The sequence below is a fragment of the Pantoea sp. AS142 genome (assembly GCF_037152305.1).
Lineage (GTDB): Bacteria > Pseudomonadota > Gammaproteobacteria > Enterobacterales > Enterobacteriaceae > Pantoea.
Map to the genome: position 1 here is coordinate 834,902 of NZ_JBBCMO010000001.1, position 24,467 is coordinate 859,368.

Annotated in this window: 16 protein-coding genes and 2 pseudogenes; all 18 read left to right on the forward strand. The window is 54.6% G+C overall.

From position 1 onward, the window contains the following. Positions 1 to 2 precede the first annotated feature (2 nt). Positions 3 to 830, forward strand: coding sequence for a type VI secretion system accessory protein TagJ (locus WFO64_RS04225; protein ID WP_337009195.1), 828 nt, complete (start codon positions 3 to 5; stop codon positions 828 to 830). Beyond that, positions 820 to 1,395: a type VI secretion system baseplate subunit TssE gene (gene tssE, locus WFO64_RS04230; RefSeq protein ID WP_003853285.1), complete on the forward strand. Its 576-nt coding sequence runs from the start codon at positions 820 to 822 to the stop codon at positions 1,393 to 1,395. The genes WFO64_RS04225 and tssE overlap by 11 nt, the downstream gene beginning before the upstream one ends. A gap of 2 nt (positions 1,396 to 1,397) precedes the next feature. Next, positions 1,398 to 3,269, forward strand: coding sequence for a type VI secretion system baseplate subunit TssF (tssF, locus tag WFO64_RS04235; RefSeq protein WP_337009198.1), 1,872 nt, complete (start codon positions 1,398 to 1,400; stop codon positions 3,267 to 3,269). Beyond that, entirely contained in the window at positions 3,266 to 4,312 is a 1,047-nt protein-coding gene (tssG, locus tag WFO64_RS04240; protein ID WP_337009200.1) for a type VI secretion system baseplate subunit TssG, read from the forward strand. Before tssF ends, tssG begins: the two co-directional genes overlap by 4 nt. A gap of 54 nt (positions 4,313 to 4,366) precedes the next feature. Further along, positions 4,367 to 6,976, forward strand: a complete 2,610-nt coding sequence (tssH, locus tag WFO64_RS04245) for a type VI secretion system ATPase TssH (protein ID WP_337009202.1) — start codon at positions 4,367 to 4,369, stop codon at positions 6,974 to 6,976. Positions 6,977 to 7,002: 26 nt separating this feature from the next. Further along, positions 7,003 to 8,508 carry a serine/threonine protein kinase gene (locus WFO64_RS04250; protein WP_337009204.1) on the forward strand — a complete coding sequence of 502 codons (1,506 nt, stop codon included), beginning with the start codon at positions 7,003 to 7,005 and terminating at the stop codon, positions 8,506 to 8,508. A 16-nt stretch (positions 8,509 to 8,524) separates the two neighbouring features. Further along, entirely contained in the window at positions 8,525 to 11,014 is a 2,490-nt protein-coding gene (gene tssI / locus WFO64_RS04255) for a type VI secretion system tip protein TssI/VgrG (RefSeq protein WP_337009206.1), read from the forward strand. Continuing rightward, complete coding sequence (locus tag WFO64_RS04260) at positions 11,011 to 11,373, forward strand: hypothetical protein (RefSeq protein ID WP_337009208.1); 363 nt, start codon at positions 11,011 to 11,013, stop codon at positions 11,371 to 11,373. Before tssI ends, WFO64_RS04260 begins: the two co-directional genes overlap by 4 nt. Before the next feature lie 546 nt (positions 11,374 to 11,919). Then, positions 11,920 to 12,636, forward strand: coding sequence for a hypothetical protein (locus WFO64_RS04265; protein WP_337009210.1), 717 nt, complete (start codon positions 11,920 to 11,922; stop codon positions 12,634 to 12,636). Between the two features lie 377 nt (positions 12,637 to 13,013). Further along, positions 13,014 to 13,586, forward strand: a complete 573-nt coding sequence (locus WFO64_RS04270) for a hypothetical protein (protein ID WP_337009212.1) — start codon at positions 13,014 to 13,016, stop codon at positions 13,584 to 13,586. Between the two features lie 67 nt (positions 13,587 to 13,653). Further along, positions 13,654 to 14,499 (forward strand): hypothetical protein, encoded by an 846-nt coding sequence (locus WFO64_RS04275; protein WP_337009214.1) that lies wholly within the window; start codon positions 13,654 to 13,656, stop codon positions 14,497 to 14,499. 17 nt (positions 14,500 to 14,516) lie between these two features. Next, positions 14,517 to 14,957, forward strand: coding sequence for a DcrB-related protein (locus WFO64_RS04280; protein WP_163637191.1), 441 nt, complete (start codon positions 14,517 to 14,519; stop codon positions 14,955 to 14,957). 3 nt (positions 14,958 to 14,960) lie between these two features. Continuing rightward, on the forward strand, positions 14,961 to 19,415 hold the full coding sequence (locus WFO64_RS04285; protein WP_337009216.1) for an RHS repeat-associated core domain-containing protein: 4,455 nt from the start codon (positions 14,961 to 14,963) through the stop codon (positions 19,413 to 19,415). Further along, on the forward strand, positions 19,412 to 19,771 hold the full coding sequence (locus WFO64_RS04290; protein ID WP_337009218.1) for a hypothetical protein: 360 nt from the start codon (positions 19,412 to 19,414) through the stop codon (positions 19,769 to 19,771). The genes WFO64_RS04285 and WFO64_RS04290 overlap by 4 nt, the downstream gene beginning before the upstream one ends. Before the next feature lie 71 nt (positions 19,772 to 19,842). Then, a pseudogene (locus WFO64_RS04295) lies at positions 19,843 to 21,344 on the forward strand (RHS repeat domain-containing protein); the annotation flags it as partial. A 15-nt stretch (positions 21,345 to 21,359) separates the two neighbouring features. Beyond that, entirely contained in the window at positions 21,360 to 21,569 is a 210-nt protein-coding gene (locus WFO64_RS04300) for a hypothetical protein (RefSeq protein ID WP_337009220.1), read from the forward strand. A 260-nt stretch (positions 21,570 to 21,829) separates the two neighbouring features. Then, positions 21,830 to 22,036: a hypothetical protein gene (locus WFO64_RS04305; protein ID WP_337009222.1), complete on the forward strand. Its 207-nt coding sequence runs from the start codon at positions 21,830 to 21,832 to the stop codon at positions 22,034 to 22,036. Positions 22,037 to 22,205: 169 nt separating this feature from the next. Next, positions 22,206 to 24,464: pseudogene (locus WFO64_RS04310) on the forward strand (RHS repeat-associated core domain-containing protein); the annotation flags it as partial. Between the last annotated feature and the right edge of the window lie 3 nt (positions 24,465 to 24,467).

Consider the following 24,467-nt stretch of genomic DNA (forward strand, 5'->3'; position numbering starts at 1 on the left):
GCATGGAATCCTTACAACACCGTCTGGCCAACGCCACGCTCGGCGAGACGCTGGCTGATGTGACCCGCCAGATTCAGGCAAATCCGGCGAATGCCGACCTGCGGGCTGCGTTTGTGCAACTGCTGTGTCTGGCGGGTAACTGGTCGCGCGCGCAGACGCAGCTGCAATCCTGGCTGGCGTTAAGCCCGCAGGCGCAGCCGACGGTTAATCTGCTGCAGCAGGCGATCGCCGGTGAGCTGCAGCGTGACGCCGTGCTGCGTGGCGAGGCCGACCCAGTGCTGCCAGGCAGTGCGTGGCACTGGTGCGATACGCTGCTGGCCGCGTTGCAGGCCGAAACCGCAGGCGATGCCGCGCGCGGCAGCGCACTGCGGGCGAAATCACTCGACCTCGCCGCCGCCACTCCCGGCACCGCGACCGGGCAGGATCAGCCCACCGCCTTCAGCTGGCTGATGGATGGCGACAGCCGTTTCGGGCCGGTGTGTGAAGTGATCAATCAGGGCCGTTATTACTGGATCCCGTTCGCCGCCATTCGTGAGATGCAGTTTCAGGCACCTGCCAGCGTCACCGACCTGGTGTGGCGTCATACGCGGGTACAACTGGTTGATGGCAGCGAGCAGGTGTGTCAGATCCCGGCGCGCTATCCGCTGCTGGCGGGTGCGGACGAGCGTTTTCTGCGCGCCCGCGTCACCGAATGGCAGTCACTGGGCGACAATACAGACCAGTTTATCGGTCAGGGTCAAAAAATGTGGCTCAGCGACCGTGCGGAATTTTCGCTGCTGAGCCTGCAAGAGGTCGCGTTCGACAACATCGAGTCTGCCGATGAGCCATGATTCAGGCGCGCATAACGATGGCTATGCCCAGCTGCATGGCGGCTTTCGTGCGCGCAAAAAGCGCGATGCGCTGACCGCCCGCGACAAGCTGCAATCCTCGCTGCTGGATCGCCTGACCGACAACGCGCCGGACAAACAGCAGGAGGCGGAGAACAGCATGCTGATCAGCCACAGCACGCTGCGCCGCCACGTCCTGCGCGATCTGCAATGGCTGTTCAACACCATTAATAACGAAGCACAGCAGGATCTCAGCGGTTTTGATCAGGTGCAGCGCTCTGTCTGGAACTTCGGCGTTGCGCCGCTGGCCGGACAGAACGTTTCTGATATCGAATGGCAGGATATGCAGCGCAAAATGACCAACGCCATTCTGCACTTCGAGCCGCGCATTCTGCCGCAGGGGCTGCAGGTGCGCTGCGTCAGCGATCTCGGCTCGCTCAGTTTGCACAACGTGCTGTCGATTGAGATCAAAGGGCGGCTCTGGTGTGTGCCTTATCCGCTGGCGTTTCTGTTCCGCACTCAGGTTGATCTGGAGAGCGGCCATTTCGAACTTCAGGATGCAGGGTAACCATGGACAGTAATCTGCTCGACTACTACAACCGTGAACTGGCCTACCTGCGCGAGATGGGGGCGGAGTTCGCGACGCGCTACCCTAAAGTCGCGGGACGACTTGGCATGCATGGCATTGACGTGGCGGACCCCTATGTCGAGCGGCTGATGGAAGGATTCGCTTTCCTGACGTCGCGCGTGCAGCTGAAGATGGATGCGGAGTTTCCGCGCTTCTCGCAGCGTCTGCTGGAGATGATTGCGCCATCCTATCTTTCGCCAACCCCGTCAATGGCGATCGCGCAGCTCACGCCGGACAGCCGCAAGGGTGACATCACCCAGGGCTTTCGTGTGCCGCGCGGCACTATGATGGAGAGCCAGAACCTGAAAAAAACCGGGGTGACCTGCAGCTACACCACCGCACACGATGTGGTGCTGCATCCGCTGCGCATCAGCGAAGCCACCCTTGGCGGCGTGCCCGGCGATCTGCCTTCTGGCGAGTTGAAACTCACTGGCCTGGGCGCGGCCAGTGCGCTGCGCATTCGCATCAGTTGCGAAGGGATCTCCTCGCTGAGTCAGCTTAGTGTGGATGATTTGATGCTATTTCTCAGCGGTCCGGATATCCAGGCGCTGAAGCTGCTGGAGCTGCTGATGCAGCACCGGGTGGGCATCGTGCTGCAGTCGGTAGAGAAGCGGCCACAGCGCCAGGTGCTGACGGATGACGCATTGCAGCAGCAGGGTTTTGCGCCGGAGCAGGCACTACTGCCGGACGATCTGCGCAACTTCGACGGCTATCGTCTGTTGCAGGAGTATTTCGCCTTTCCGGCGCGCTTCCAGTTTATCAGCCTGAGTCAGTTGGCCCCGTTTCTGAGTCGCTGCGACAGCGCCATGGCGTTCGATATCATCATCCTGCTCGACAAAGCGGACAGCGCCCTGGAAAGCGTGGTCGATCACAGTCATCTGGCGCTGCACTGCACGCCGGTCATCAATCTGTTCCCGAAAACCGCTGAGCGCCTGAAGGTCAGCGACAGCCAGCATGAATATCATCTGGTGGTGGATAACATCCGGCCGCTGGATTATGAGGTGCATTCGGTGCAGCGGCTGTTCGCTACCGTGGAAGGCCAGCGGGAAGAGCAGGTTTTTCGCCCGTTCTGGAGCACCTTCAGCGGTGACCAGGGCGATTACGGCACCTATTTTTCACTGCGCCGCGAACAGCGCACCCTGTCAGAGCAGGCACAACGTTACGGCACGCGCACCGGCTACATCGGTTCAGAAGTCTTTCTGTCGCTGGTGGATGAGCATCACGCGCCGTGGCGCGATGACGTGCGCTATCTCTCCGCCGACGTGATGTGCACCAGTCGCGATCTGCCGCTGATGCTGCAGCAGGATCAGGGTAACTTCGTGATGCCGGACTCCATTCCGGTGGCAGAACTGAAGCTGTGCAAAGGGCCGACGCCGCCGCGTCCGGCACTGGCCGAGGGCCTTTCGGCGTGGCGGCTGATCAGCCATCTGCAGATGAACTATCTCAGCCTGATGGACAGCAGCGACGGAGAAGGCGCGGCGGCGTTGCGCCAGTTGCTAAGCCTCTATGCCAACCTCGCGGAAGCGCCGGTTGCCCGCCAGATTGACGGCATCCGCCACTGTACGCTCAGCGCGGTCAACCGCCGCGTGCCGGAGCCGGGTCCGGTGGTGTTTGCGCGCGGCGTCAGCATCACGCTGGAAGTGGATGAGCAGGCGTTTTCGGGTGCCAGCCCGTGGCTGTTTGGCAGCGTGCTGGAGCGGGTCTGTGGCCGTCTGGTGGCGCTGAACAGCTTTACGGAGTTCACCCTGAACAGCCAGCAGCGCGGGGAAGTGGGCTACTGGCCGCCGCGCATGGGCCGGAAAGCGCTGATATGAGTGGCGAAAAAGTCATTACGCTGCCGCGGCTGACCCGACTGCCGGATGATTTCTGGCAAAAAGTGATGGCCGCGCCGTGGCGCTACGATCTGTTTCAGCTGCTGCGACGGCTGGATGCGCAGGGCGGTCAGCGCTATCCGCTGGGCCGTGCGCCGCTGCCGAAGTTCGAATCGGTGCGCATCGGTCAGACGCCGTCACTGGCGTTTGCACCCGCTACCGTCGCCAGCGCCACGCCACGTGAAGAGTCGGGAAGGCATGAGCTGTCGATCTACAGCTTTGGTTTGTTTGGCCCCAACGGGCCGCTGCCGACTCATCTGACCGAATATGTGCATGAACGCATCGTGCATCATCAGGATCACAGCCTGTCGGCGTTTGCGGATCTGTTCCATCACCGCGCCACGCTGCTGTTCTATCGCGCCTGGGCCGATGCGCAGCCGACCGTGTCGCTGGATCGCCCCGACGACAGCCGCTTTCTGAATTATCTCGCCTGCCTGGCGGGCATCGGTTTACCGGCGCAGCAGCAGGCCAGCTCGCTGAGTCTTCATGCCCGGCTGATGCTGGTGGGCCATCTCAGCCGCCACGGTCACGATGCCGAAGGGCTGGTGCGCATTCTGCGCCACTACTTTGGCGTGCCGGTCAGGCTGACGCAGAACCTGCCGCATTGGCTGACGCTGGACAGCCGCGATCAGGCCCGGCTGGGCGCGGGACGTCACATGCCCCGGCTGGGCGCCTCTGCATTTCTCGGCGTGGCGGTGCGCGACGTACAACACCGTTTTCGCCTGCACCTCGGCCCGCTCAGCGCGGCGCAGTATGCCCGTTTTCTGCCGGATGCCCCCGGCGCGCAGGAAGTACGCGACTGGGTGCGTCACTACCTCGGCATCGAAATGCAGTGGGATCTGAGCCTGATCCTGGCAGCAGACGAGGTGCAGGGCGTGGCGCTGGGCGGCGCTGCCCGGCTTGGTTACACCAGCTGGCTGGGGCACGCGCCGCAGCCGCAAGATCGTGAAGATTTTATGTTCGAGGTTGAGGCGGCTTCGCGCTAGCCCAGCCGCTTTCTCTGTTACACAGCCTGCGTCTTTCATTGAAGAGAGCCCCCTATGTCAGAAATCAGCCGTGCCGTGCTATTCGGCAAACTGGATACGCTGTTATTTACCTCGCTGGAAAGCGCCACCGCCTTTTGCAAACTGCGCGGCAATCCCTATGTCGAACTGGTGCACTGGCTGCATCAGCTGATGCAGCAGCAGGATGGCGACTTACAGCAGGTCATCACACATTTTTCACTGGATGAAAAGGCCCTGACTCAGGACATTGTTGCCGCGCTGGATCGCCTGCCACGCGGTGCCAGTGCGGTCTCCGACCTCTCCGAGCATATCGACAGCGCCGTTGAGCGGGCGTGGGTTTATGCCTCGCTGAAATATGGCGCAACCCGCATTCGCGGTGGCCATCTGCTGATCGGGATGCTGAAAACCTTCAACCTGGCCAGCGTGCTGAAAGGCATCTCCGGCCAGTTCAGCCGCGTCAACGCCGATGCGCTGCTGGAGCAGTTCGACACGCTGCTCAGCAACAGCAAAGAAGCGCAGCAGGCGATGAGCGTACCAGCGGATGCCGTTGGGGCAACGCCCGCGGCCAGCGGCAGTACGCTGGAACAATATGGGCAGGACCTGACCGCCCGCGCCCGAGAAGGCCGTATCGATCCGGTGACCGGACGTGACGATGAGATCCGCCAGATGGTCGATATCCTGATGCGGCGTCGCCAGAACAACCCGCTGCTGACCGGCGAAGCGGGCGTCGGCAAAACCGCGGTGGTCGAAGGACTTGCCCTGCGCATCGCGGCGGGCGATGTCCCTGCGCCGCTGCGCGATGTGCAGCTCTGGCTGCTGGATATCGGCCTGCTGCAGGCAGGTGCCGGGATGAAAGGGGAGTTCGAAGCGCGACTGCAGGCGCTGATCAATGAAGTGCAGTCCAGCCCGACGCCGATTGTGCTGTTCGTTGATGAGATCCACACCCTGGTCGGCGCGGGCGGTCAGCAGGGCACGGGCGACGCCGCCAACCTGCTGAAACCAGCCCTGGCACGCGGACAGCTTCGCACCATCGGCGCAACGACCTGGGCCGAATACAAAAAGTACATCGAGAAAGATCCGGCGCTGACCCGGCGCTTCCAGACCGTGCAGGTGCAGGAGCCGGATGAAGCCAAAGCGATTCTGATGCTGCGCAGCACCGTCAGTGCGCTGGAGAAACATCATCGGGTTCTGCTACTGGATGATGCGGTCAGTGCGGCGGTGAAACTGTCGCACCGCTACATTCCGGCGCGCCAGCTGCCTGACAAAGCGGTGGCGCTGCTGGATACCGCCTGCGCCCGCGTGGCGGTCAGCCAGGGCGCGCAGCCCGCGGCGCTGGAAGATTGTCTGCACCGTCTGGCCGCGCTGGAGATTGAAGCGGAGATCATTGAACGTGAAATCCGGGTGGGCCTTGGCGATGTGACCCGCCAGCAGGCGATTACCGCAGAGCGTACGGCGCTGGAAGCCGAACGCGATGCGCTGCAACAGCGCTGGCTGCAGGAGCGCGAACTGGTCGAAACGTTAATTGCGTTGCGCGCCCGCTGTGTGACCGAAGAAAATGCGGCGCTGCGTGAAGAACGCGATGCGACGCAGCAGCAGCTTACTGCGCTGCAGGGCGACACGCCGCTGCTGTTTGCCGCCGTCGATGCAGGCGTGGTGGCGGCCGTGGTCTCCGACTGGACCGGCATTCCGCTGGGCAGAATGGTGAAGAATGAGATCGACGCGGTGCTGAATCTGGCCGACACCCTGAACCAGCGGGTCATCGGCCAGCGTCATGGTCTGGATCTGATCGCCAGACGGGTACGCACCTCGCGCGCGCGCCTTGATAATCCCAACAAGCCGGTCGGCGTGTTTATGCTGTGTGGCCCGTCCGGCGTCGGTAAAACCGAGACCGCGCTGGCGCTGGCCGAGTCGCTGTACGGCGGCGAGCAAAACATCATCACCATCAACATGAGCGAGTTTCAGGAGGCGCACACCGTCTCGACGCTGAAAGGTGCCCCGCCGGGTTACGTCGGCTACGGCGAGGGCGGCGTGCTGACCGAAGCCGTTCGCCGTCGCCCCTACAGTGTGGTGCTGCTGGATGAGATTGAGAAAGCCCATCCGGATGTGCATGAGCTGTTCTTCCAGGTGTTTGATAAAGGCTGGATGGAGGATGGCGAAGGCCGCCACATCGATTTCCGCAACACCATCATCATTCTGACCTCGAACGTCGGCACGACGCTTATCAGCGCGATGTGTGCCGATCCTGAACTGATGCCCGATCCTGATGCCCTGAGCACCGCGCTGCGTAAGCCGTTGCTGGAAGTGTTCCCGCCTGCACTGCTGGGCCGCCTGCTGGTGGTGCCTTACTACCCGCTCAGCGATGAAATGCTGGCAGAAATTGTGCGGCTGCAGCTGACGCGCATTGTGCGTCGCCTGGCCGACAACCACGGCATTGAGGCGCAGATCGACGAGTCAGTGGTGAGCCAGATCGTGCAGCGCTGCACCGAAGTGGAGTCGGGCGGTCGCATGGTCGATGCCATCCTCACCAACACACTGCTGCCGCAGATGAGCCAGATACTGCTGAGCGCCCACGCCCGCGATGAGCGCTATCGCCGCGTTGAGGTGCGTTGTGAGCAGGGCGAATTTGTCTGCCAGTTCGCTGTTTAAGCCTAGTCATCAGAGAGTTTTCGAATATGTCGGAACATGATCAACCCCTGAATGTCCCCAACGCCCTGCCGCTGGGTTACCGCTTCAATGAGTTTGAAATCAAAGAGGTCATCGGCGGTGGCGGCTTTGGCATCGTCTATCGCGCCTGGGATCACCAGCTGGAACGTGATATCGCCATTAAAGAATTTATGCCTGCCTCGCTGGCGGTGCGCAGCGATGACCTTAACCTGGTGCTGCGCAGTGAGCGCTTCAGTAAAACCTTTCATGCCGGGCTGAACAGCTTTATTCAGGAGGCGCGTCTGCTGGCGCGCTTTAACCATCCCAACCTGCTGCACGTGCTGCGTTTCTGGGTGCAGAACGACACCGCCTACATGGGCACGGTGTTCTACAGCGGCACCACGCTCTCGAACTTCAGCGAACGTAATCCGCAGTCGGTGAATGAGGCCTGGATCCGTCGCATGCTGCCGCCGCTGCTGGGGGCGATTAAAACCATCCATGAAGCGGGCTATCTGCACCGCGATATCTCGCTGGACAACATCCAGATTCAGAGCAGCGGCGAGCCGATCCTGCTGGACTTCGGGTCGGCGCGTAAAACCATCGGCAACCTGTCGGATGAGAGCGAAACCATGCTGCGTCCCGGCTATGCGCCGATTGAGCAGTACAGCGACAACGATGAGAGCGAGCAGGGCGCGTGGACCGATATCTATGCGCTGGGCGCGGTGCTGCATACGCTGATCACCGGTGCGCCGCCGCCGGTGAGCGTGGTGCGCAGCATCGAAGATAACTACCAGCCGCTGGTGCAGCGTCGTCTGGCGGGCTACTCCACCGCGCTGCTCAGCGCCGTCGACCGCGCGCTGGCGCTGAAACCGGAAGACCGTCCGCAGAGCATTGACGATTTTGCTGCGCTGATGGCGCTGCCGGAACGCGAGCCTGAACCGCTGCTCAGCGCAAAAATGAGCGGGCCAAGCACCATGCTGGTGCCGATTGAAGAAGAAGAGGAGATGATCAAACCCGCCTCGAAATTGAAAACGCTGCTGGGACACCGCTTTGCACTGCCGGGCCTGGTGGCCGCGGGTGTGCTGGTCGGCCTGTGCGCCGGTCTTTTGATGTCACGCGGTAATGACCAGACGGCGCCGGATGAGATCGCAAAAAACAGCGCGCCTGCCGTCACCGTCGCGCCGGTTAACCAGCCGGTGGCTGCGCCACCGACCCAGGCTGACGCCTCACCGGATACGGTTGCCAGCACTCCGGCTCAGACGTCTGAGCCCGCGCAGACCACCGCACGTGAACCCGATCCTCAACCGGTACCGCCACCCGCGCCGGTTGCTCAGGTCTATATCCGTCTGCAGCAGGGTGAACGTGTTCAGGTGAACGGTCAGCCGCAGGCGCTGGTCCCGGCGGTGAATGGCTTCGCCACGCTGCAACTGGCGCCGGGTAACTACACCTTTGCCATCAGCGGCCAGAGTGGCACCCGCCAGCAGACGCTGAACATCAGCGAAGAAGGCGTCTGGTTGCTCGATCCACACAGTTAATAGTCAGGGATTACTTATGTTCTCACGCATTACTGCACAGCTGCCGGCGGACGGCCTGCTGTTCCATACGCTCACGGGCACCGAGACGCTGTCCCGTCCGTTTGTGCTCACCGCCGAACTGCTGGCCACCGACGCGCGCATCGACCGTCACGCCCTGCTGGGCAAGCCGGTCACCTTTTCGCTGCCGACCGATGGCCTGATGAGCGCGCTCAGTCCGCGCTACCTCAACGGCAAAATCACCCGGGTGGCGGTGCGCAGCCAGGAGCTGAGCGGCACCCGCTACGCGGTCTATGAGCTGACGGTCGAGCCGGACCTGTGGCCGATGCGGCGCGACCGCAACCTGCGCATCTTCCAGAGCCAGACGGTGCCGCAGATTGTGCAGACGCTGCTGAAGGAGTACGCGGTCAACGTCGAGACGCGGCTGGCGGGTAACTACCGGGTGTGGGAGTACTGCGTGCAGTATCAGGAGAGCAGCCTGGACTTTATCAGCCGCCTGATGGAGCTGGAGGGGATTTACTACTTCTTCCGCCACGAGGCGGACAGACATACGCTGGTGCTGTGCGACGCGCCGGACCAGCATCAGGCGTTTCCGGGCTATGAGACCATCGCCTATCACGTCACCCCGTCGGGCGGCGTGGTTACGGAAGAGGGCATCAGCCAGTGGTCGCTGGCAGAGAGCGTGACGCCGGGCATCTACAGCACCGACGACTATGACTTCCGCAAGCCGAACGCGTGGATGCTGCAGGCGCGGCAGAACCCGGCGTCGCCGGTGCCGGGCTCGGTGGACGTCTACGACTGGCCGGGTCACTTTGTCGACCACAGCCACGGTGAGTCCTACGCGCGCATCCGTCAGGAAGTGTGGCAGGCCGAGCACCACAGCGTCAGCGGGTCGGGCACGGCCACCGGCATCGCGCCGGGCTTTACCTTCTCGATCATCAACGCACCGCACTTCAGCGACAACGGCGAGTACCTGGTGACCTCCGCGACCTATGACTTCGCCGAGAACAGCTACGCCAGCGGCGACACCGGCGACAGCCGTCACAACATCCACTTCATGGTGCTGCCGTCGTCGGTGACCTACCGCACGCCGCCCGAAACGGCATGGCCGAAAACGCACGGCCCGCAGACCGCGAAGGTGGTCGGCCCGAAAGGCGAGTCCATCTGGACTGACCGCTACGGCCGGGTGAAGGTGAAGTTTCACTGGGACCGGCTGGCGAAGGGCGACGACACCAGCTCCTGCTGGGTGCGCGTCTCCAGCGCCTGGGCGGGTCAGGGATTCGGCGGGGTGCAGATCCCCAGGGTTAACGACGAAGTGGTGGTGGACTTCATCAACGGCGATCCGGATCGTCCGATTATTACCGGGCGGGTCTATAACGAGGCGAGCATGCCGCCGTGGGCGCTGCCGGCAGCGGCGACGCAGATGGGCTTTCTGAGCCGGTCGAAGGATGGCACGGCGGACACCGCGAACGCGTTAAGGTTTGAGGATAAGGCGGGTGAGGAACATCTGTGGATTCAGGCGCAGAAGAACATGGATACGCATGTTAAAAACGACTCAAGCCATTCAGTCGCCAATAATCACAGCCACTATGCGGGCGGCAATGAGCTTTACCGTGTGGAAACTAACCGTGTCCACGGCGTAAAAGGGGGCGAGGAGCGGCTGACCGGTAAAGGCAAACTTGATGCGGTAGTCGATACCTACGTAGTGGGGTCAGGCACTAAACTTCGCCTTGAGTGCGGCGAGAGTGCTATCGAACTCAATGCGAATGGTCAGATTAATATTGTGGGCAAGGGGTTCAATATTTTCGTGCAGGGCGATGGTCATATCACCACCTCTGGCGGCAAACTGAACCTGAACACGGATGGTGCAAAACCGGGCACAAGCGCACCTGGATCCAGTCATAAACAGAACATCAGTCAGGCCGTAGAAAATCTGTTCCCGCCGAAGCAGAAAGGGCAGGCGGCACCCGCTGCGCCAAAGGCTGCGGCGGCCCCGGCGAAAGGTGCGGCTGCGCCGTTGGCTAATAACCAGGTTCGAAAAGTACGTCCATTACCTCCCGAAAAACAAGCGTTCTTCGATAAAGTGTATGCTGCTGCTCAGGAAGATGAAAAGAAAACCGGTGTTCCGGCTAAAATCACCACTGCTCAGGCAATTCTTGAATCTAACTGGGGCAAAAAAATGCCCACTGATATCAACACTGACAAGGTGAGTAACAACATTTTTGGGGTCAAGGCACATGGCTCACCGAATTATGTGGAAGACTGGACACATGAGCATATCAACGGAAAGCGTGTTGCAGTACTGGATAAATTTGCCAGTTATGATTCAATTGACGAGAGCATTGAGCAGCACTCCCAGTTTTTGATGAAAAATCAGAGGTATAGTAGTTTGTTCAACTCATCTGACCCGGTAGAATGGGCTAAAGGCTTACAGGCTAAAGGGTATGCAACCGATCCTAACTATGCCAACAGTTTGATTTCCGTGATGAAAGGGAGAGGATTACTATGATTAAATTTTTATGCGCATTAGTGCTTTCATTACCACTAATGGCTAATGCAAATGATTTCTGCCAGAATTTGAGCAGTGAGGCTGCCAAGAAAGGCGTGAGTTTTGATAATACAGATAATGTATACAAGGTCGGCGGAAAAGGCAGATTATATTTTTATTCTGCCCCAGATGAAAAGTGCATAGAAAAAAAGATTTTTGTTGTCCCCGGTAATGAATTATATGCTTACGTTGAATATGAAGATTATTACAGCGTTATGTATGTAACTAACGATGGAAACCAGGTTGATGGGTGGATTAAAAAAGACAGGTTAGTTGAAACACACACTGGTATAGCGCCAAATTATGATGCGAAAAAATAATTAACTTTTTAAGGTGAAGTGATAATTAGATTCACTGCTGGTAAATAAAATTTCGTGGTGACATTACATTGTTTTTTTGCACTGTCACCTTTGTTTTTTTCATGGTGTAATTACTGGGTATTGGCATCGAGATGTCATGGTTTGATAAAGCTAAATTACCAGTGCTAAACTAAAATTATCTGATTTAGTGAGAAAATCCAAAATCATCCTTTCTCCTTAGCTGATAAATGGAGTATTCATATTTTGAAGTAAGCGAACGGGCAGGAAAGTGAAGTTTTTGTTGGCGATATGCCTGCCGGTGAAGTTAGTTATAAATACTATCAGCACAAATATGATGGTTTTGAAATCTACACTGTGAATTTTTTCTGGGAAAAACAGCGTGATACTGATAGGTATTTTATTGCAATGATATCCATTGATACCTCAGCGATCTTTAAAAGCTTAATGACAATCCATTCAACTAAGCGCTATAGGTATTAAACCCACTTAATCAAAATAGCAGGGTTTATAGAGTTAATGATTGTCTGGATTTTAAAGGCTAATTAAATGAATAAAGTTGGATTTAGCTTGGCGGTTATGCCGTCAATCTCTTCATTGTCATTGTTTGCTTCTGATGACTTTGCTGGTCAATGGAGTGGTCAAGAAAAAAATGATAATGGATTGTTATACTCCACTATAACATTAAAATTAAAGCAGGATAATAATACCATAACGGGTAGTTATTGTTATGTTACCCGTGGCGGAAATAAAATAGATTGTCATGAGGATGATGGCACCAATCTCACAGGCACTGCAAATGGTAAAAAAGCTTTCATTGAATTTGATTCTTCATTTAGCGGAGTCAAGTGTAAAGCAAATTTAGAACTTAAAGATAATAAACTTTTATGGAAATTAATAAAAGACCCAGAGAATGGCGAGTTTTACGCTCCAGAAACTTACGCGCTCGATAAAGAAGTGAGCCAGGGAGATTTAAAATCGGATATGAAAGTTTTTTCGACATCTGATTTCACTATTACTTTAGTGAATGGTTGTGGAGAGTTTTATACTGTATGTGATAAAGTTAAATATTTTGGCCTCAGAAATAAAGATGGGAAACAAATTTCTCTTGAAGGTAAAACCACGCAGCCTGTCAACTCAAGTAAAGCTAACGGAATGATTTTCAATAATAGCGGCGTAGATTACATTGTGAGCTTTAATCCTCTTGTGTTAAAGGTAATCCAGGGGAATAAATCACTTGTAGAGCAAAGTGTTAAGTGGGAGTGATAATTTTTATTGTTCAAAAGTGAGAGTTTTTCTGCGCCTCGAATGATAAGAATAAAGTTAATTAATACTATGATTTTTTATTGGGGTGGTGATGCTTTGTCTCCTCCCCACACGTATAAATGAATTACGAATTTTTAATTTGTATTGAGTGGATGTAATTGCGCTGTATTAGTGAATAAATAGAAATTCTTTCTTATTTTTTAGTTGCCAAATCCGATAAAATACAATGATTGTAAATCTTTTTATTCACCAGTCTTATGTTTTTTGTCTGTCCTCATGTTTTTATCATTAATTGCCAGGGCTGAATCCAGCACAGAATCGTCAGATCCCGCCCTTAACATGGATGATATTTCCGTTTGGTCGTATATTCAGTAAAGGTGAAAAAACCTCCACTACCAATCAGCTTTACGAAGATTACTATGGGGGCTGGTAAGACAAAAATTATCCGACAAAGTAAGATGTTTATTTTATTAATGGCTGGTTTTATGTTAAGCGGAATAGTGGAAGCGAAGATGAAAAAAGAAGATATATGGGGTTTTGTCTCGCAAATGAGTACTTCCATAAAAAATCTGTCTGTGGAACGTATTCATCAGGCACCACTGGCGTTTACATTAAAAAATCAAAATGAATACATCAATTTCTATCAGGCTCATCCGGTAAAACTGCAAGATGCTTCAACGATAACGGATATTGAGCTGCGTTTAAGTAAAACGTCTGGTGGCATGGCCCCTTTTCTTAGCTTTGCTCCGCAGGGAAAATGCATCTCGCTCGATGATGTTAAAAATCACTATCAGAGTGTGAAGTTAACCGATTATCCACCGGGACAGTCTGAAAATGAAGTGACCAGCTACACATCATCTCCCGATGTTAATGGGCAGTTCATCACATTTTCATTTTCTGCCAAAAATCCTGATTGCCTGAGTAAAATCATCATCGCTGCCGATGAGTGAAAGAACGTGATGTTGAATCCATTGCCTCATATTTGAGGCTCTTATGCCTTTACGCCGATAAAACACAATGATTGTAAATCGTTTTTTTACCAGGCTTATATTTGTGCCTGTCCTCCTGGTTTTATCTTGCCTTGCCAGAGCTGAGCCTGGTACGGAATTGTCTGTTCCTGCTCTTAACGAAGGCGATTTTTCCGTTCTGCTGAACGACTATGCTTTCACTCCCGGTGACACCTGGAGCAACGAAAGTTTCGTACGCGCAGGCAAGGCCCTCAGTTCAGTTCTGGCCAGAGAAGTGGACATTAACCATCAGCAGTACAACTACTTTCAGCATACCTACGACGGCTTTGAGTTATTTAGCGCGGCAGCGGTTGGAGATGCCAGCCACACGGTTCTGGCTGAGATCCTACTGAAAAATGCCAATGTGCCGACGTCCCGAAATATAGAGGTAGGCGATAGCCTGGAACAGGTTCAGCAAGCCTATGGACCCGGAAAAGAAGATAACAGTGAGAATCAGCACTGGCTTGTCTACCCGTCTGGCGGGAAACAGTTGATGTTTCAGATTGACCAGGGAAAAGTCAGCTGCATCATGTTGAAAACAGACATGGGTGCAGAGCAAAGCGAAATCAGCGCTGACCAGGCTATCAGCGCTGCAACTGAAGCAATTCATACCTGGCAACTGACCACCCTCGATGAGAAATGCCTGCGATACGATCTTGACGACAGCAGTGATGAAAGTTTCTTTGTTATTACGGTTCGTGAAGATAATCACGACGCCAGTTGTGGTGGCGATCCTGATATTACGCATCGACTTTTCGACATTAAAGTTGCGCGTGATAATACACAGCTACTCACTAATGCCGATAACGTTGATGGCGAATACCATAGCCTGATTCCACCCGCCACAAACAATTAATAAAACGGACACCCAATATGAATTATCAGTTCAATGAGGGCGCCTTTGCGCTTTTTCCTGCTGCCTGGCAGGACACCACCATGAATATTCTCCGCGATGAAGCCAGTGGGCTGGCATGGGTTGTGAGCCGTGGCGTTATTTCTGAGGGCAGTGATGCGGAAAAAGAGTTCCAGCGTCAGTGGGACACATTGCGGAGTCAGATGGGCCATATCCAGCAGACTGAATTTGTGCGTTTGATGGCAGGTGTGGATAACACATTACACGCGGTAGAAGTTGAAACCGTATTTGACCGTAACGGGCAGGCAGTGTGGCAGAAACAGCTGGCTACACAGGTGCCTGATTCGAACATCTTAATGATTTTTACGCTCTCAGCCATGCGTCCATTCAATGAAGAAGACGGACAGCGCTGGAGTGCATTTAAACAAAGCCTGAGTCTGAACAATCCACGGAAAGCATAACCTATGGATAACCCTGCTGCCCGCGTGGGCGACGAGATCATTCACTCCAGCATTTTCGCTGATATCACGAGCATTGTTGCGGAAGGTGCGGCCTATGCCGTCATTGGTGCCGCAGTGGGTGCTGCTATCGTCTCGGCAGCGCCCCTGCTGGGTACTGGGGCGGCAGCGGCGAGTGTAGCAGCCGTGGGTAACAGTTGCCTGCTCAGCGGTATTCTGGGTGGTGTACTGGCCAATGCCGTTGGTCTGTCACAAGAGATCAGCAAAGCGGCCGATGGGCTGGGAAACATGATATTCCCGCCGTCACCTGCCGGAGTAATCGCCAGTGGATCAGAGAATGTCTACGTTAATGGTCTTTTAGCCGCACGCGCGGCCGGGATGCTCACGCCCGGCGAGACACCGCCACCGGAACCACAATCGCCGCAGAGCTTCGCGGACTATGGCGGCATGTTGCTCTCTGCGGTCGGCCAGTTTGGCAGTGCAATGTGGCAGCCCACGGTAGCCTCCGCCGATGCGGGCACCTCTCCGCTGGAGCAGGACAAAGTGGCCTGTGAAAAACACAGTGCACCGCAATATCTGGCTCAGGGGTCGAAAAGCGTCTTTATCAATGGCCAGCCTGCGGTGCGCGCAAAGGATAAAACCACCTGTGACGCCACCGTGAGCGACAATGTTTCCCCCAATGTCATCATTGGTGGTGAAACTGTCACGGTCAGAGAGATCAAAAGTGGCAAGGTGCCAGGCCTGGCTGTGATGATGATCGGCCTTTCCCTCATCCGTGGTCGCCCCAGTCAGATCCTGAAGAATATGCCCTGCGCGCTGGCCGGTGCCGTGGGCGGTATGGCGGCGGACATGGCCATCAATGCGGCCTTCTCGTCACTGTTTCCGGTTCATGCGGCGACCGGCGTCAAAGTCCTGAATGATGATGCCGAGCGCGATTTTTCCCTTCCCGGACGTTTCCCGCTCAGTTTTCAGCGCAGCTATAACAGTCTGACTCAGCGCGCTGGCCTGTTTGGTCAGGGCTGGGCCACAGTGTTTGACAGCTACCTGACGCTGGAAGGGAATCGGGCAACCTGGTTTGATGACAACGGGCGCGAACTGAGCTTTGACGTTCCCGGTGACAAAGAGGTGCTCTACAGCATCAGCGAAGGGCTGATGGTACGGCGCAACGCGTCTGGCGATATCGCCATTGCCGATGACGACGGTGCGGTATGGCGTCTTTACCGGCGCACAGCTGCCGATCCGCAGGTGCTGCGGCTGGCTTCACTCAGCGACGAGTACGGTAATGCGCTGGAGATGGGCTGGGATGAACAGGCCCGCCTGGTGCGTATCCATGACGCGCCGCTGGCGATTGACGTTACGCTGCACTACGACGACAAACAGCACGCGCGGCGTCCGACATCAGCCAGCCATTTTGATGGCGATCAGCACTGGCCTCTGACGCGCTGGACCTACAATGATCGGGGCCAGCTTGCCAGCGTTACTGATGCCGCAGGCGTTGTCTCCCGGCGCTTCCGGTACAACGATGACGGATTAATGGTCTGGCATCAGCTGCCCGGCGGGCTGGAAAGCGAATATCGCTGGCAGAAGCTGGATCACTGGCGCGTTGTAGAAAACCGCACCAACAGCGGTGATGGCTGCCACATGCATTACGATCTTGAGGCGGGCATCACGCGGGTTTCAACCTATGACGGTCAGCAGCGTGAACATCACTGGAATGCTGCGGGCCTCATCACCTGTTTTATTGATGAGCGGGGTGAGAAGTGGCGCTATGAGTGGGATGAAAACGAACTCCTGACGCGTCGCATCGATCCGCTGGGCAACGCGGTGAGCTTCACCTATGACGATCTGGGTAACCGCGTCGAAGAGAAAGATGCTGACGGTGGTGTGCAGGCGGTGCAGTGGCTGTCACACCGTTCGCTGCCCACGGTTGTTGCCGGAGCAGACGGTTCCACAACGAAATACTATTACGATCCCCATCACGGCCTTGAGCGCGTGGTTGATGCGCTCGGGCAAAGCACGCTGTATAAGCGGGATGAGTCCGGGCTGGTTATCGAGGAGACTGACGTAGCAGGTAATAGCTACCGCCGTGAGTTTAATGATGCCGGCCAGGTTATCCGTGAAACCGACTGTTCAGGGCTGACCACGCGCTACCGTTATCATCCCCTGGGCTGGCTCAGCTGTGTCATCGCGCCGGATGGTGAAGAAACCCGTTATCACTATGATGCAGCAGGCCGTCCTCTTCAGCTGGAACGTGCAGAAGGATGGGAAGAGCGGTTGCACTGGAGTGAAAACGGACTGCCGCTGGCCTATGAATCGGCTGATGGCAAGCGCAGTGAATTCCGTTACGACAATGTCGGGCGATTGATCGCCAACCGTAATGCGCAGGGTGAGACGGTTCAGCGAAGCTGGGACAGCCGTGGCCGGTTGACCGCGCTGCAAAATGAGAACGGCGAGCAGTATCAGTTCGAGTGGGGCGCAGATTCTCTGTTGCTGGCCCAGGTCGGGCTGGATGGTGTTGCCACGCGATATGACTATGATGCGGCGGGCCGCACGGTATCACGTACCTTTGCCGCCGGACATCCTCAGTCCATTACCCATCGCTATCACTGGAGCCGTGCGGGGCAACTGCTGGCGCGGACCACGCCGGAAGGCCAGACGCGCTATCACTACAGCGGTGGGGGGCAACTGGGCAAAGTGTCGCAGCATTTGCCGCTGTCTGACACCGAGTGGAGCCAGCAGGCCGAGCAGGAGATTACCTTTAAGTATGATGTGCTGGGCCGCATCGTTGCTGAGCAGGGGGAGCAGGGCGAACTGGCGTGGGAGTATGACGCGCTGGGTAACTGTACTGCCCTGACGCTGCCGGATGGCCGCAACCTGAAGCAGCTTTATTACGGTAGTGGCCATTTACTGAGCATTGCATTAGACAACCTGCCGGTCACGGAATTTACCCGTGACACGCTGCACCGGGAACTGAGCCGGACGCAGGGCGGCCTGACCATGCGCAGTGAGTACGATCGCTTAGGCAGACTGCGCCGCCGTGACGTGTTTAAGGGTGACTCACAGCGACCTGCACCGCGCGTCTGGTCCCGCCGGCGCGACTTCGATTACGGTAACAACCTGATCCGTGAAGAGCGCGACGATAATCCGTTCAGCCAGACATTATGGAACTACGATAACGCCGGCCGGCTGTTGTCACAGGACGGTGCGCAGCCGGGTAATGAACAGTGGCGCTGGGATGGCGCAGGCAACCCGCTGGATCGCCATACTGCCGCTCATGTCATGCATAACCGCGTCACCCGACTGAACGGTATCCGCTGGCAGTACGATATTCATGGCCGTACCACTGAGAAAGATGACGGGCATACCCGCTGGCGTTATCGCTATGATGGGGAGCATCGCCTGACGGATGTCATCAGCGAGCCGCGTGACCGTAATAAGCCGCGCACTAAGGTGAGTTTCCGCTACGATCCGCTGGGACGCCGCATCAGTAAAACCAGCCAGCAGCTGTTGCAGGGCAGGCCGTCTGGCAACGCCGTCACGACGCGCTTTGTGTGGGAAGGCTACCGCCTGCTGCAGGAAATCCACGACGGCGCTCCGCTGACCTACGTTTACAGCGACAGCCAGAGCTATGAACCGCTGGCGCGTATTGATGGTGTGGAAAGTCCGGAGATTTACTGGTTCCATAATGCGGCCAACGGAATGCCGGAACTGCTGACTGACGGTGAAGGGCAAAAAGCCTGGGAAGGTATCAACAGCCCGTGGGGCAAGCTGCTGCGCGAGTCCAGCCAGCGCATGCCAGCCATTCAGCAGAACCTGCGTATGCAGGGCCAGTACCTGGATCGGGAAACCGGACTGCACTACAATCTGTTTCGTTATTATGACCCGGACAGCGGACGGTTTACCCAGCAGGACCCGATAGGGCTGGCGGGCGGGATCAACCTTTACCAGTATGCCCCGAATGCACTGGGTTGGGTGGATCCGTGGGGGTTGAGTAGGTGTCAAAACGAATGGAATGATTTCCAGAAAAAGTCGAATAAAAAACAATTCACTTCAAGGAAACAAGCATCCAAAGCATATGCTTTATGGAAAAAACAAGACTGGGCAGCGTTAGAACAATTTATGGGTGAAGGTGCTTGGCCTCCTAACCGCGGTTTTGTTACTTCAGTGAAAGAAACCCTTCAACCCGGAGAATACGTAGATCGTTATGGTGGATGGATTGAAGATGGTGTTTTCAGAGACCCTGGAACATTTCTTTCTCCGGCCGGAGCTTCGTTTGAGGGAAGGGCGCTTCCGGATTATACTTTAACAAAGCCACTATCCACCTATGAGGTATTAAAACCTTATGAAGTTGATTCAGGTCCGGCAATTCCTTGGTTTGGGAAACCAGGAATGAACAAACAATACGAAACAGCTGATTATATTGAAGATCTTATTAAAGATGGAGTCTTGAGGAAGTTATGAAAAATTTCATTCAAAATAAAGTTTTGTTACATGATGGTATTGAAAATGACTTTATCCATAAAAAGAACTTTCTTGAATGCCCATGCTGTTCTGGAAAAATAGTTTTTTCGGTATATGGTTCAAGAAGTTTCAATTCAGAAGAGTTAGATTTTAAGAAAACTTACTCAAAAAAAATAAAAGGAGTAAAGGAGAAAGTTAAAGATTCGGGTCGTTATCATTATGATGGAGAAGCTATCAGCTTTTTTGAGACGAAATGTGATTTTGAAAATCATAAGGTAGTAGTGTTTTTTACATTTTCGGAAATTCAACCTTCTAGATATTCTTCTCATTTGATTGGTCTTTTTCTAAAAGATTAATTTCTTTATTTTCATTTTAACTAAAGAACCTTTTAGTTAATTGCATTGATTCTTTAGAGACTATACCTGATTCTTGCCGATCTAACTTCGATTACGGCAACAACCTGATCCGTGAAGAGCGCGACGATAATCCGTTCAGCCAGACATTATGGAACTACGATAACGCCGGCCGGCTGTTGTCACAGGACGGTGCGCAGCCGGGTAATGAACAGTGGCGCTGGGATAGCGCAGGCAACCCGCTGGATCGCCATAGTGCCGCTCATGTCATGCATAACCGCGTCACCGAACTGAACGGTATCCGCTGGCAGTACGATATTCATAGCCGTACCACTGAGAAAGATGACGGGCATACCCGCTGGCGCTACCGTTACGATGGTGAGCATCGCCTGACGGATGTGATCAGCGAGCCACGTGACCGCAATAAGCCGCGCACTAAGGTGAGTTTCCGCTACGATCCACTTGGGCGCCGCATCAGTAAAACCAGCCAGCCGCTGCTACAGGGAAGACCGTCTGGCAACGCCGTCACGACGCGCTTTGTGTGGGAAGGTTACCGCCTGCTGCAGGAAATCCACGACGGGATCCCGCTGACCTACGTTTACAGCGACAGCCAGAGCTATGAGCCGCTGGCCCGTATTGATGGTGTTGAAAGCCCGGAGATTTACTGGTTCCATAATGCGGCCAACGGAATGCCGGAACTGCTGACTGACGGTGAAGGGCAAAAGGCCTGGGAAGGTATCAACAGCCCGTGGGGCAAGCTGCAGCGCGAGTCCAGCCAGCGTGTTCCTGTGGTGGAACAGAATCTGCGTATGCAGGGCCAGTACCTGGATCGGGACTAATTTGCTTTAGCAAATTTGAACATCGCTTCAGCGATGGCCCCATGGGGTGAGGCACTGCAGGTGCCGAATCAACCGGACTGCACTACAATCTGTTTCGTTATTATGATCCGGACAGCGGACGATTTACCCAGCAGGACCCGATAGGGCTGGCGGGTGGGATCAACCTCTACCAGTATGCGCCGAACGCGCTGGGGTGGGTGGATCCTTGGGGGTTGAGTTGTAAGAATGCATGGAATGCATTTCAGAAGAACACGAAAGGCGTTTTCACAAGTAGAGGATGGGCAGCAAGAGCCTATAAAGCAGTTCGCGGTAGGAATAAAGAGACTAATCCTTTCCCTAATCCTAAAACTTACCTTGAACCTGCTTATTTGGCTGAGCATTTATCAAAGTTTGAAGGCGGTGTGTCAAAAATCGCGTGGGGAGTAAATCCAAAGTATTCAGAGATTGGACCGCAAGGAGGGCATTTTGTTATGCCTAAATCAGTTGCAGATGATGTAATTAGTAAAGCCGGCAGTGATGTACCAACAATTGAGAAGTTGTTAGGATTACCTAAAGGAGAATTGGGCAATGCGCCAGTGAGAATCGACATACCTAATCCGACAGGATTACGTATGCCATCTGGCAATGAGCTGGGTGCAAACGATTTCTGGGTGCCTGGTGGGTATACATCAGGAGGAATTCCGGAAGCAGCTATTGATCCTACACCACTCACAAATGCAATAATTAGTAAAATCTAAATCAGGGGAAAAATCATGGAAAAACTCATATTTAGTGGTTATGGTATGTTTCTCACTTATGAGGATGGGAAATACTATATAAATTATGATGCAGGCGGGATTGTCAATAAAGATGTTAAATATGAAGTAAGTGAAGAAGAAGCGCGCAAGGCACAACAAAGTGGGCAAGATACATATGATGTCATGTTACTTACACAAGTAAGAGAAAAAAATCGTAGGCAATAATCAGTTGTGACACAGTTCCATGACACTCGAAAGACAGCCAGAGCTTAAGGGTAATATATATTTAAATTATATTTTCATAAGAAAAAATAGCTTTTTTGGTATTGCTGCTATAATAAAATAGTATAACTGGCATAAATAATTGCACCTTACTTAAGGTGCAATTATGCTCAATGGTAGAGTGGTTGCGCAAATTGGATGTGATATTCAGTACATAGGTGATGCAGAGCCCCCCTTCAATCTTGGAAATATGGTTCTTTATTGTGAAGTCTTCTTTTGAATTAATATTAAATGAAGGCATTAAAAAGATAGATGATGCGATTAATTGGCATGAGCGTAACGAGGTGGCACCTCTCTCATTTAAGGTCTTAATGCAGGTAAAAAAAAGAACTGGAAGAAATGAAAAGAGTGATAGATCCAAAGGTTTATATGCCGGCATATCTTCGTTTTATTTTAGATTGGCCAGATGAAGACGGACTTATTGATGAGTTAATTAATATTTCCTATCTATACGGAAAAATAAGTAAAAGTTAAAGTAATCCGGAGGCGATTTCTGATTTTCCTCCAGCTTTATTTTCGTCTCTCGATTTGATACAGCATGCCAAGGCATGCTGCCGGATCTGTTAAATCTCCCATTCTTATCACTATGACGCAGCAGGCCGTCCTCTTCAGCTGGAACGCGCAGAAGGATGGGAAGAGCGATTGCACTGGAGTGAAAACGGACTGCCGCTGGGCTATGAATCGGCTGATGGCAAGCGCAGTGAATTCCGTTACGACAACGTCGGGCGATTGATTGCCAACCGCAATGCAGAGGGTGAGACGGTTCAGCGACGCTGGGACAGCCGTGGCCGGTTGACGGCGCTGCAAAACGAGAACGGCGAGCAGTATCAGTTCGAGTGGGGCGCAGATTCTCTGTTGCTGGCTCAGGTCGGGCTGGATGGCGTTGCCACGCGATATGACTATGATGCGGCGGGCCGCACGGTATCACGTACCTTTGCCGCCGGACATCCTCAGTCCATTACCCATCGCTATCACTGGAGCCGTGCGGGGCAACTGCTGGCGCGGACCACGCCGGAAGGCCAGACGCGTTATCACTACAGTGGTGGCGGCCAGCTGGGTAAAGTGTCGCAGCATCTGCCGCTGTCTGACACTGAGTGGAGCCAGCAGGCCGAGCAGGAGATCACCTTTAAATATGATGCGCTGGGCCGCATCGTTGCTGAACAGGGAGAGCAGGGCGAACTGGCGTGGGAGTATGACGCGCTGGGTAACTGCACAGCCCTGACACTGCCGGATGGTCGTAATCTCAAGCAGCTTTACTATGGCAGCGGTCATTTACTGAGCATCGCGTTAGACAACCTGCCGGTCACGGAATTTACCCGTGACACGCTGCACCGGGAACTGAGCCGGACGCAGGGCGGCCTGACCATGCGCAGTGAGTATGATCGCTTAGGCAGACTGCGCCGCTGTGACGTGTTTAAGGGTGACTCACAGCGTCCTGCACCGCGCGTCTGGTCCCGCCGGCGCGACTTCGATTACGGCAACAACCTGATCCGTGAAGAGCGTGACGATAATCCGTTCAGCCAGACATTATGGAACTACGATAACGCCGGTCGGTTGTTGTCTCAGGACGGTGCGCAGCCGGGTAATGAACAGTGGCGCTGGGATGGCGCAGGCAACCCGCTGGATCGCCATAGTGCCGCTCATGTCCTGCACAACCGTGTCACCGAACTGAACGGTATCCGCTGGCAGTACGATATCCATGGCCGTACCACTGAGAAAGATGACGGCCATACCCGCTGGCGTTATCGCTATGATGGTGAGCATCGCCTGACGGACGTCATCAGCGAACCACGTGACCGCAATAAGCCGCGCACTAAGGTGAGTTTCCGCTACGATCCGCTGGGACGCCGCATCAGTAAAACCAGCCAGCAGCTGTTACAGGGAAGACCGTCGGGGAACGCCGTCACGACGCGCTTTGTGTGGGAAGGCTACCGCCTGCTGCAGGAAATCCACGACGGGATCCCGCTGACCTACGTTTACAGCGACACCCAGAGCTATGAGCCGCTGGCCCGTATTGATGGTGTTGAAAGCCCGGAGATTTACTGGTTCCATAATGCGGCCAACGGAATGCCGGAACTGCTGACTGACGGTGAAGGGCAAAAAGCCTGGGAAGGTATCAACAGCCCGTGGGGCAAGCTGCTGCGCGAGTCCAGCCAGCGCATGCCAGCCATTCAGCAGAACCTGCGTATGCAGGGCCAGTACCTGGACCGGGAAACCGGACTGCACTACAATCTGTTTCGTTATTATGACCCGGACAGCGGACGATTTACCCAGCAGGACCCGATAGGGCTGGCGGGAGGGATCAACCTTTACCAGTATGCACCGAATGCGCTGGGGTGGGTGGATCCGTGGGGGTTGAGTTGTAAAAAGATAAACACATGGAATGAGTTTCAGCGGCATCATCGTGGCAATTTCAAAAAAACAACTGATGCTTCAGAGGCTTATCATACTCTGATAAAAGAACAGTCGCCTTGGCCATTGAATGAACCTCCAGCTAAAGCAGACATTTTACCAGGTACTAAACTGAATATGGCAGTGGCTCCTGGCCAGCCTGTTACGCGCCCGGGCGGTTTTGCTACTTTTGATGAGATTCCAAATAAAGCTTTCGTAAGAAATGAACTTGGAGTCAAAAATGAATGGAAACCTGATATTGATAGGGTTGTTACTTATGAAGTGATAAAACCCTTACCGGTGAACTTTGGAGACGTAGGCCCTCAAATTGATAAAGGGGCTGGTGCTTACCTTAAAGGTGGTAAATCGCAGGTGGAAATGTTAGTGCCCGCCAATGAAAGAATGGACTATTTGAGAGTAGTAGATGAAAAGCCCATCGGTGATTGAATC

What these genes read in the sequence shown, in the direction of transcription:
- WFO64_RS04225 (WP_337009195.1), top strand. Translation starts at nt 3, where the DNA reads ATGGAATCCTTACAACACCGTCTGGCCAACGCCACGCTCGGCGAGACG.
- tssE (WP_003853285.1), top strand. Translation starts at nt 820, where the DNA reads ATGAGCCATGATTCAGGCGCGCATAACGATGGCTATGCCCAGCTGCAT.
- tssF (WP_337009198.1), top strand. Translation starts at nt 1,398, where the DNA reads ATGGACAGTAATCTGCTCGACTACTACAACCGTGAACTGGCCTACCTG.
- tssG (WP_337009200.1), top strand. Translation starts at nt 3,266, where the DNA reads ATGAGTGGCGAAAAAGTCATTACGCTGCCGCGGCTGACCCGACTGCCG.
- tssH (WP_337009202.1), top strand. Translation starts at nt 4,367, where the DNA reads ATGTCAGAAATCAGCCGTGCCGTGCTATTCGGCAAACTGGATACGCTG.
- WFO64_RS04250 (WP_337009204.1), top strand. Translation starts at nt 7,003, where the DNA reads ATGTCGGAACATGATCAACCCCTGAATGTCCCCAACGCCCTGCCGCTG.
- tssI (WP_337009206.1), top strand. Translation starts at nt 8,525, where the DNA reads ATGTTCTCACGCATTACTGCACAGCTGCCGGCGGACGGCCTGCTGTTC.
- WFO64_RS04260 (WP_337009208.1), top strand. Translation starts at nt 11,011, where the DNA reads ATGATTAAATTTTTATGCGCATTAGTGCTTTCATTACCACTAATGGCT.
- WFO64_RS04265 (WP_337009210.1), top strand. Translation starts at nt 11,920, where the DNA reads ATGAATAAAGTTGGATTTAGCTTGGCGGTTATGCCGTCAATCTCTTCA.
- WFO64_RS04275 (WP_337009214.1), top strand. Translation starts at nt 13,654, where the DNA reads ATGATTGTAAATCGTTTTTTTACCAGGCTTATATTTGTGCCTGTCCTC.
- WFO64_RS04280 (WP_163637191.1), top strand. Translation starts at nt 14,517, where the DNA reads ATGAATTATCAGTTCAATGAGGGCGCCTTTGCGCTTTTTCCTGCTGCC.
- WFO64_RS04285 (WP_337009216.1), top strand. Translation starts at nt 14,961, where the DNA reads ATGGATAACCCTGCTGCCCGCGTGGGCGACGAGATCATTCACTCCAGC.
- WFO64_RS04290 (WP_337009218.1), top strand. Translation starts at nt 19,412, where the DNA reads ATGAAAAATTTCATTCAAAATAAAGTTTTGTTACATGATGGTATTGAA.
- WFO64_RS04300 (WP_337009220.1), top strand. Translation starts at nt 21,360, where the DNA reads ATGGAAAAACTCATATTTAGTGGTTATGGTATGTTTCTCACTTATGAG.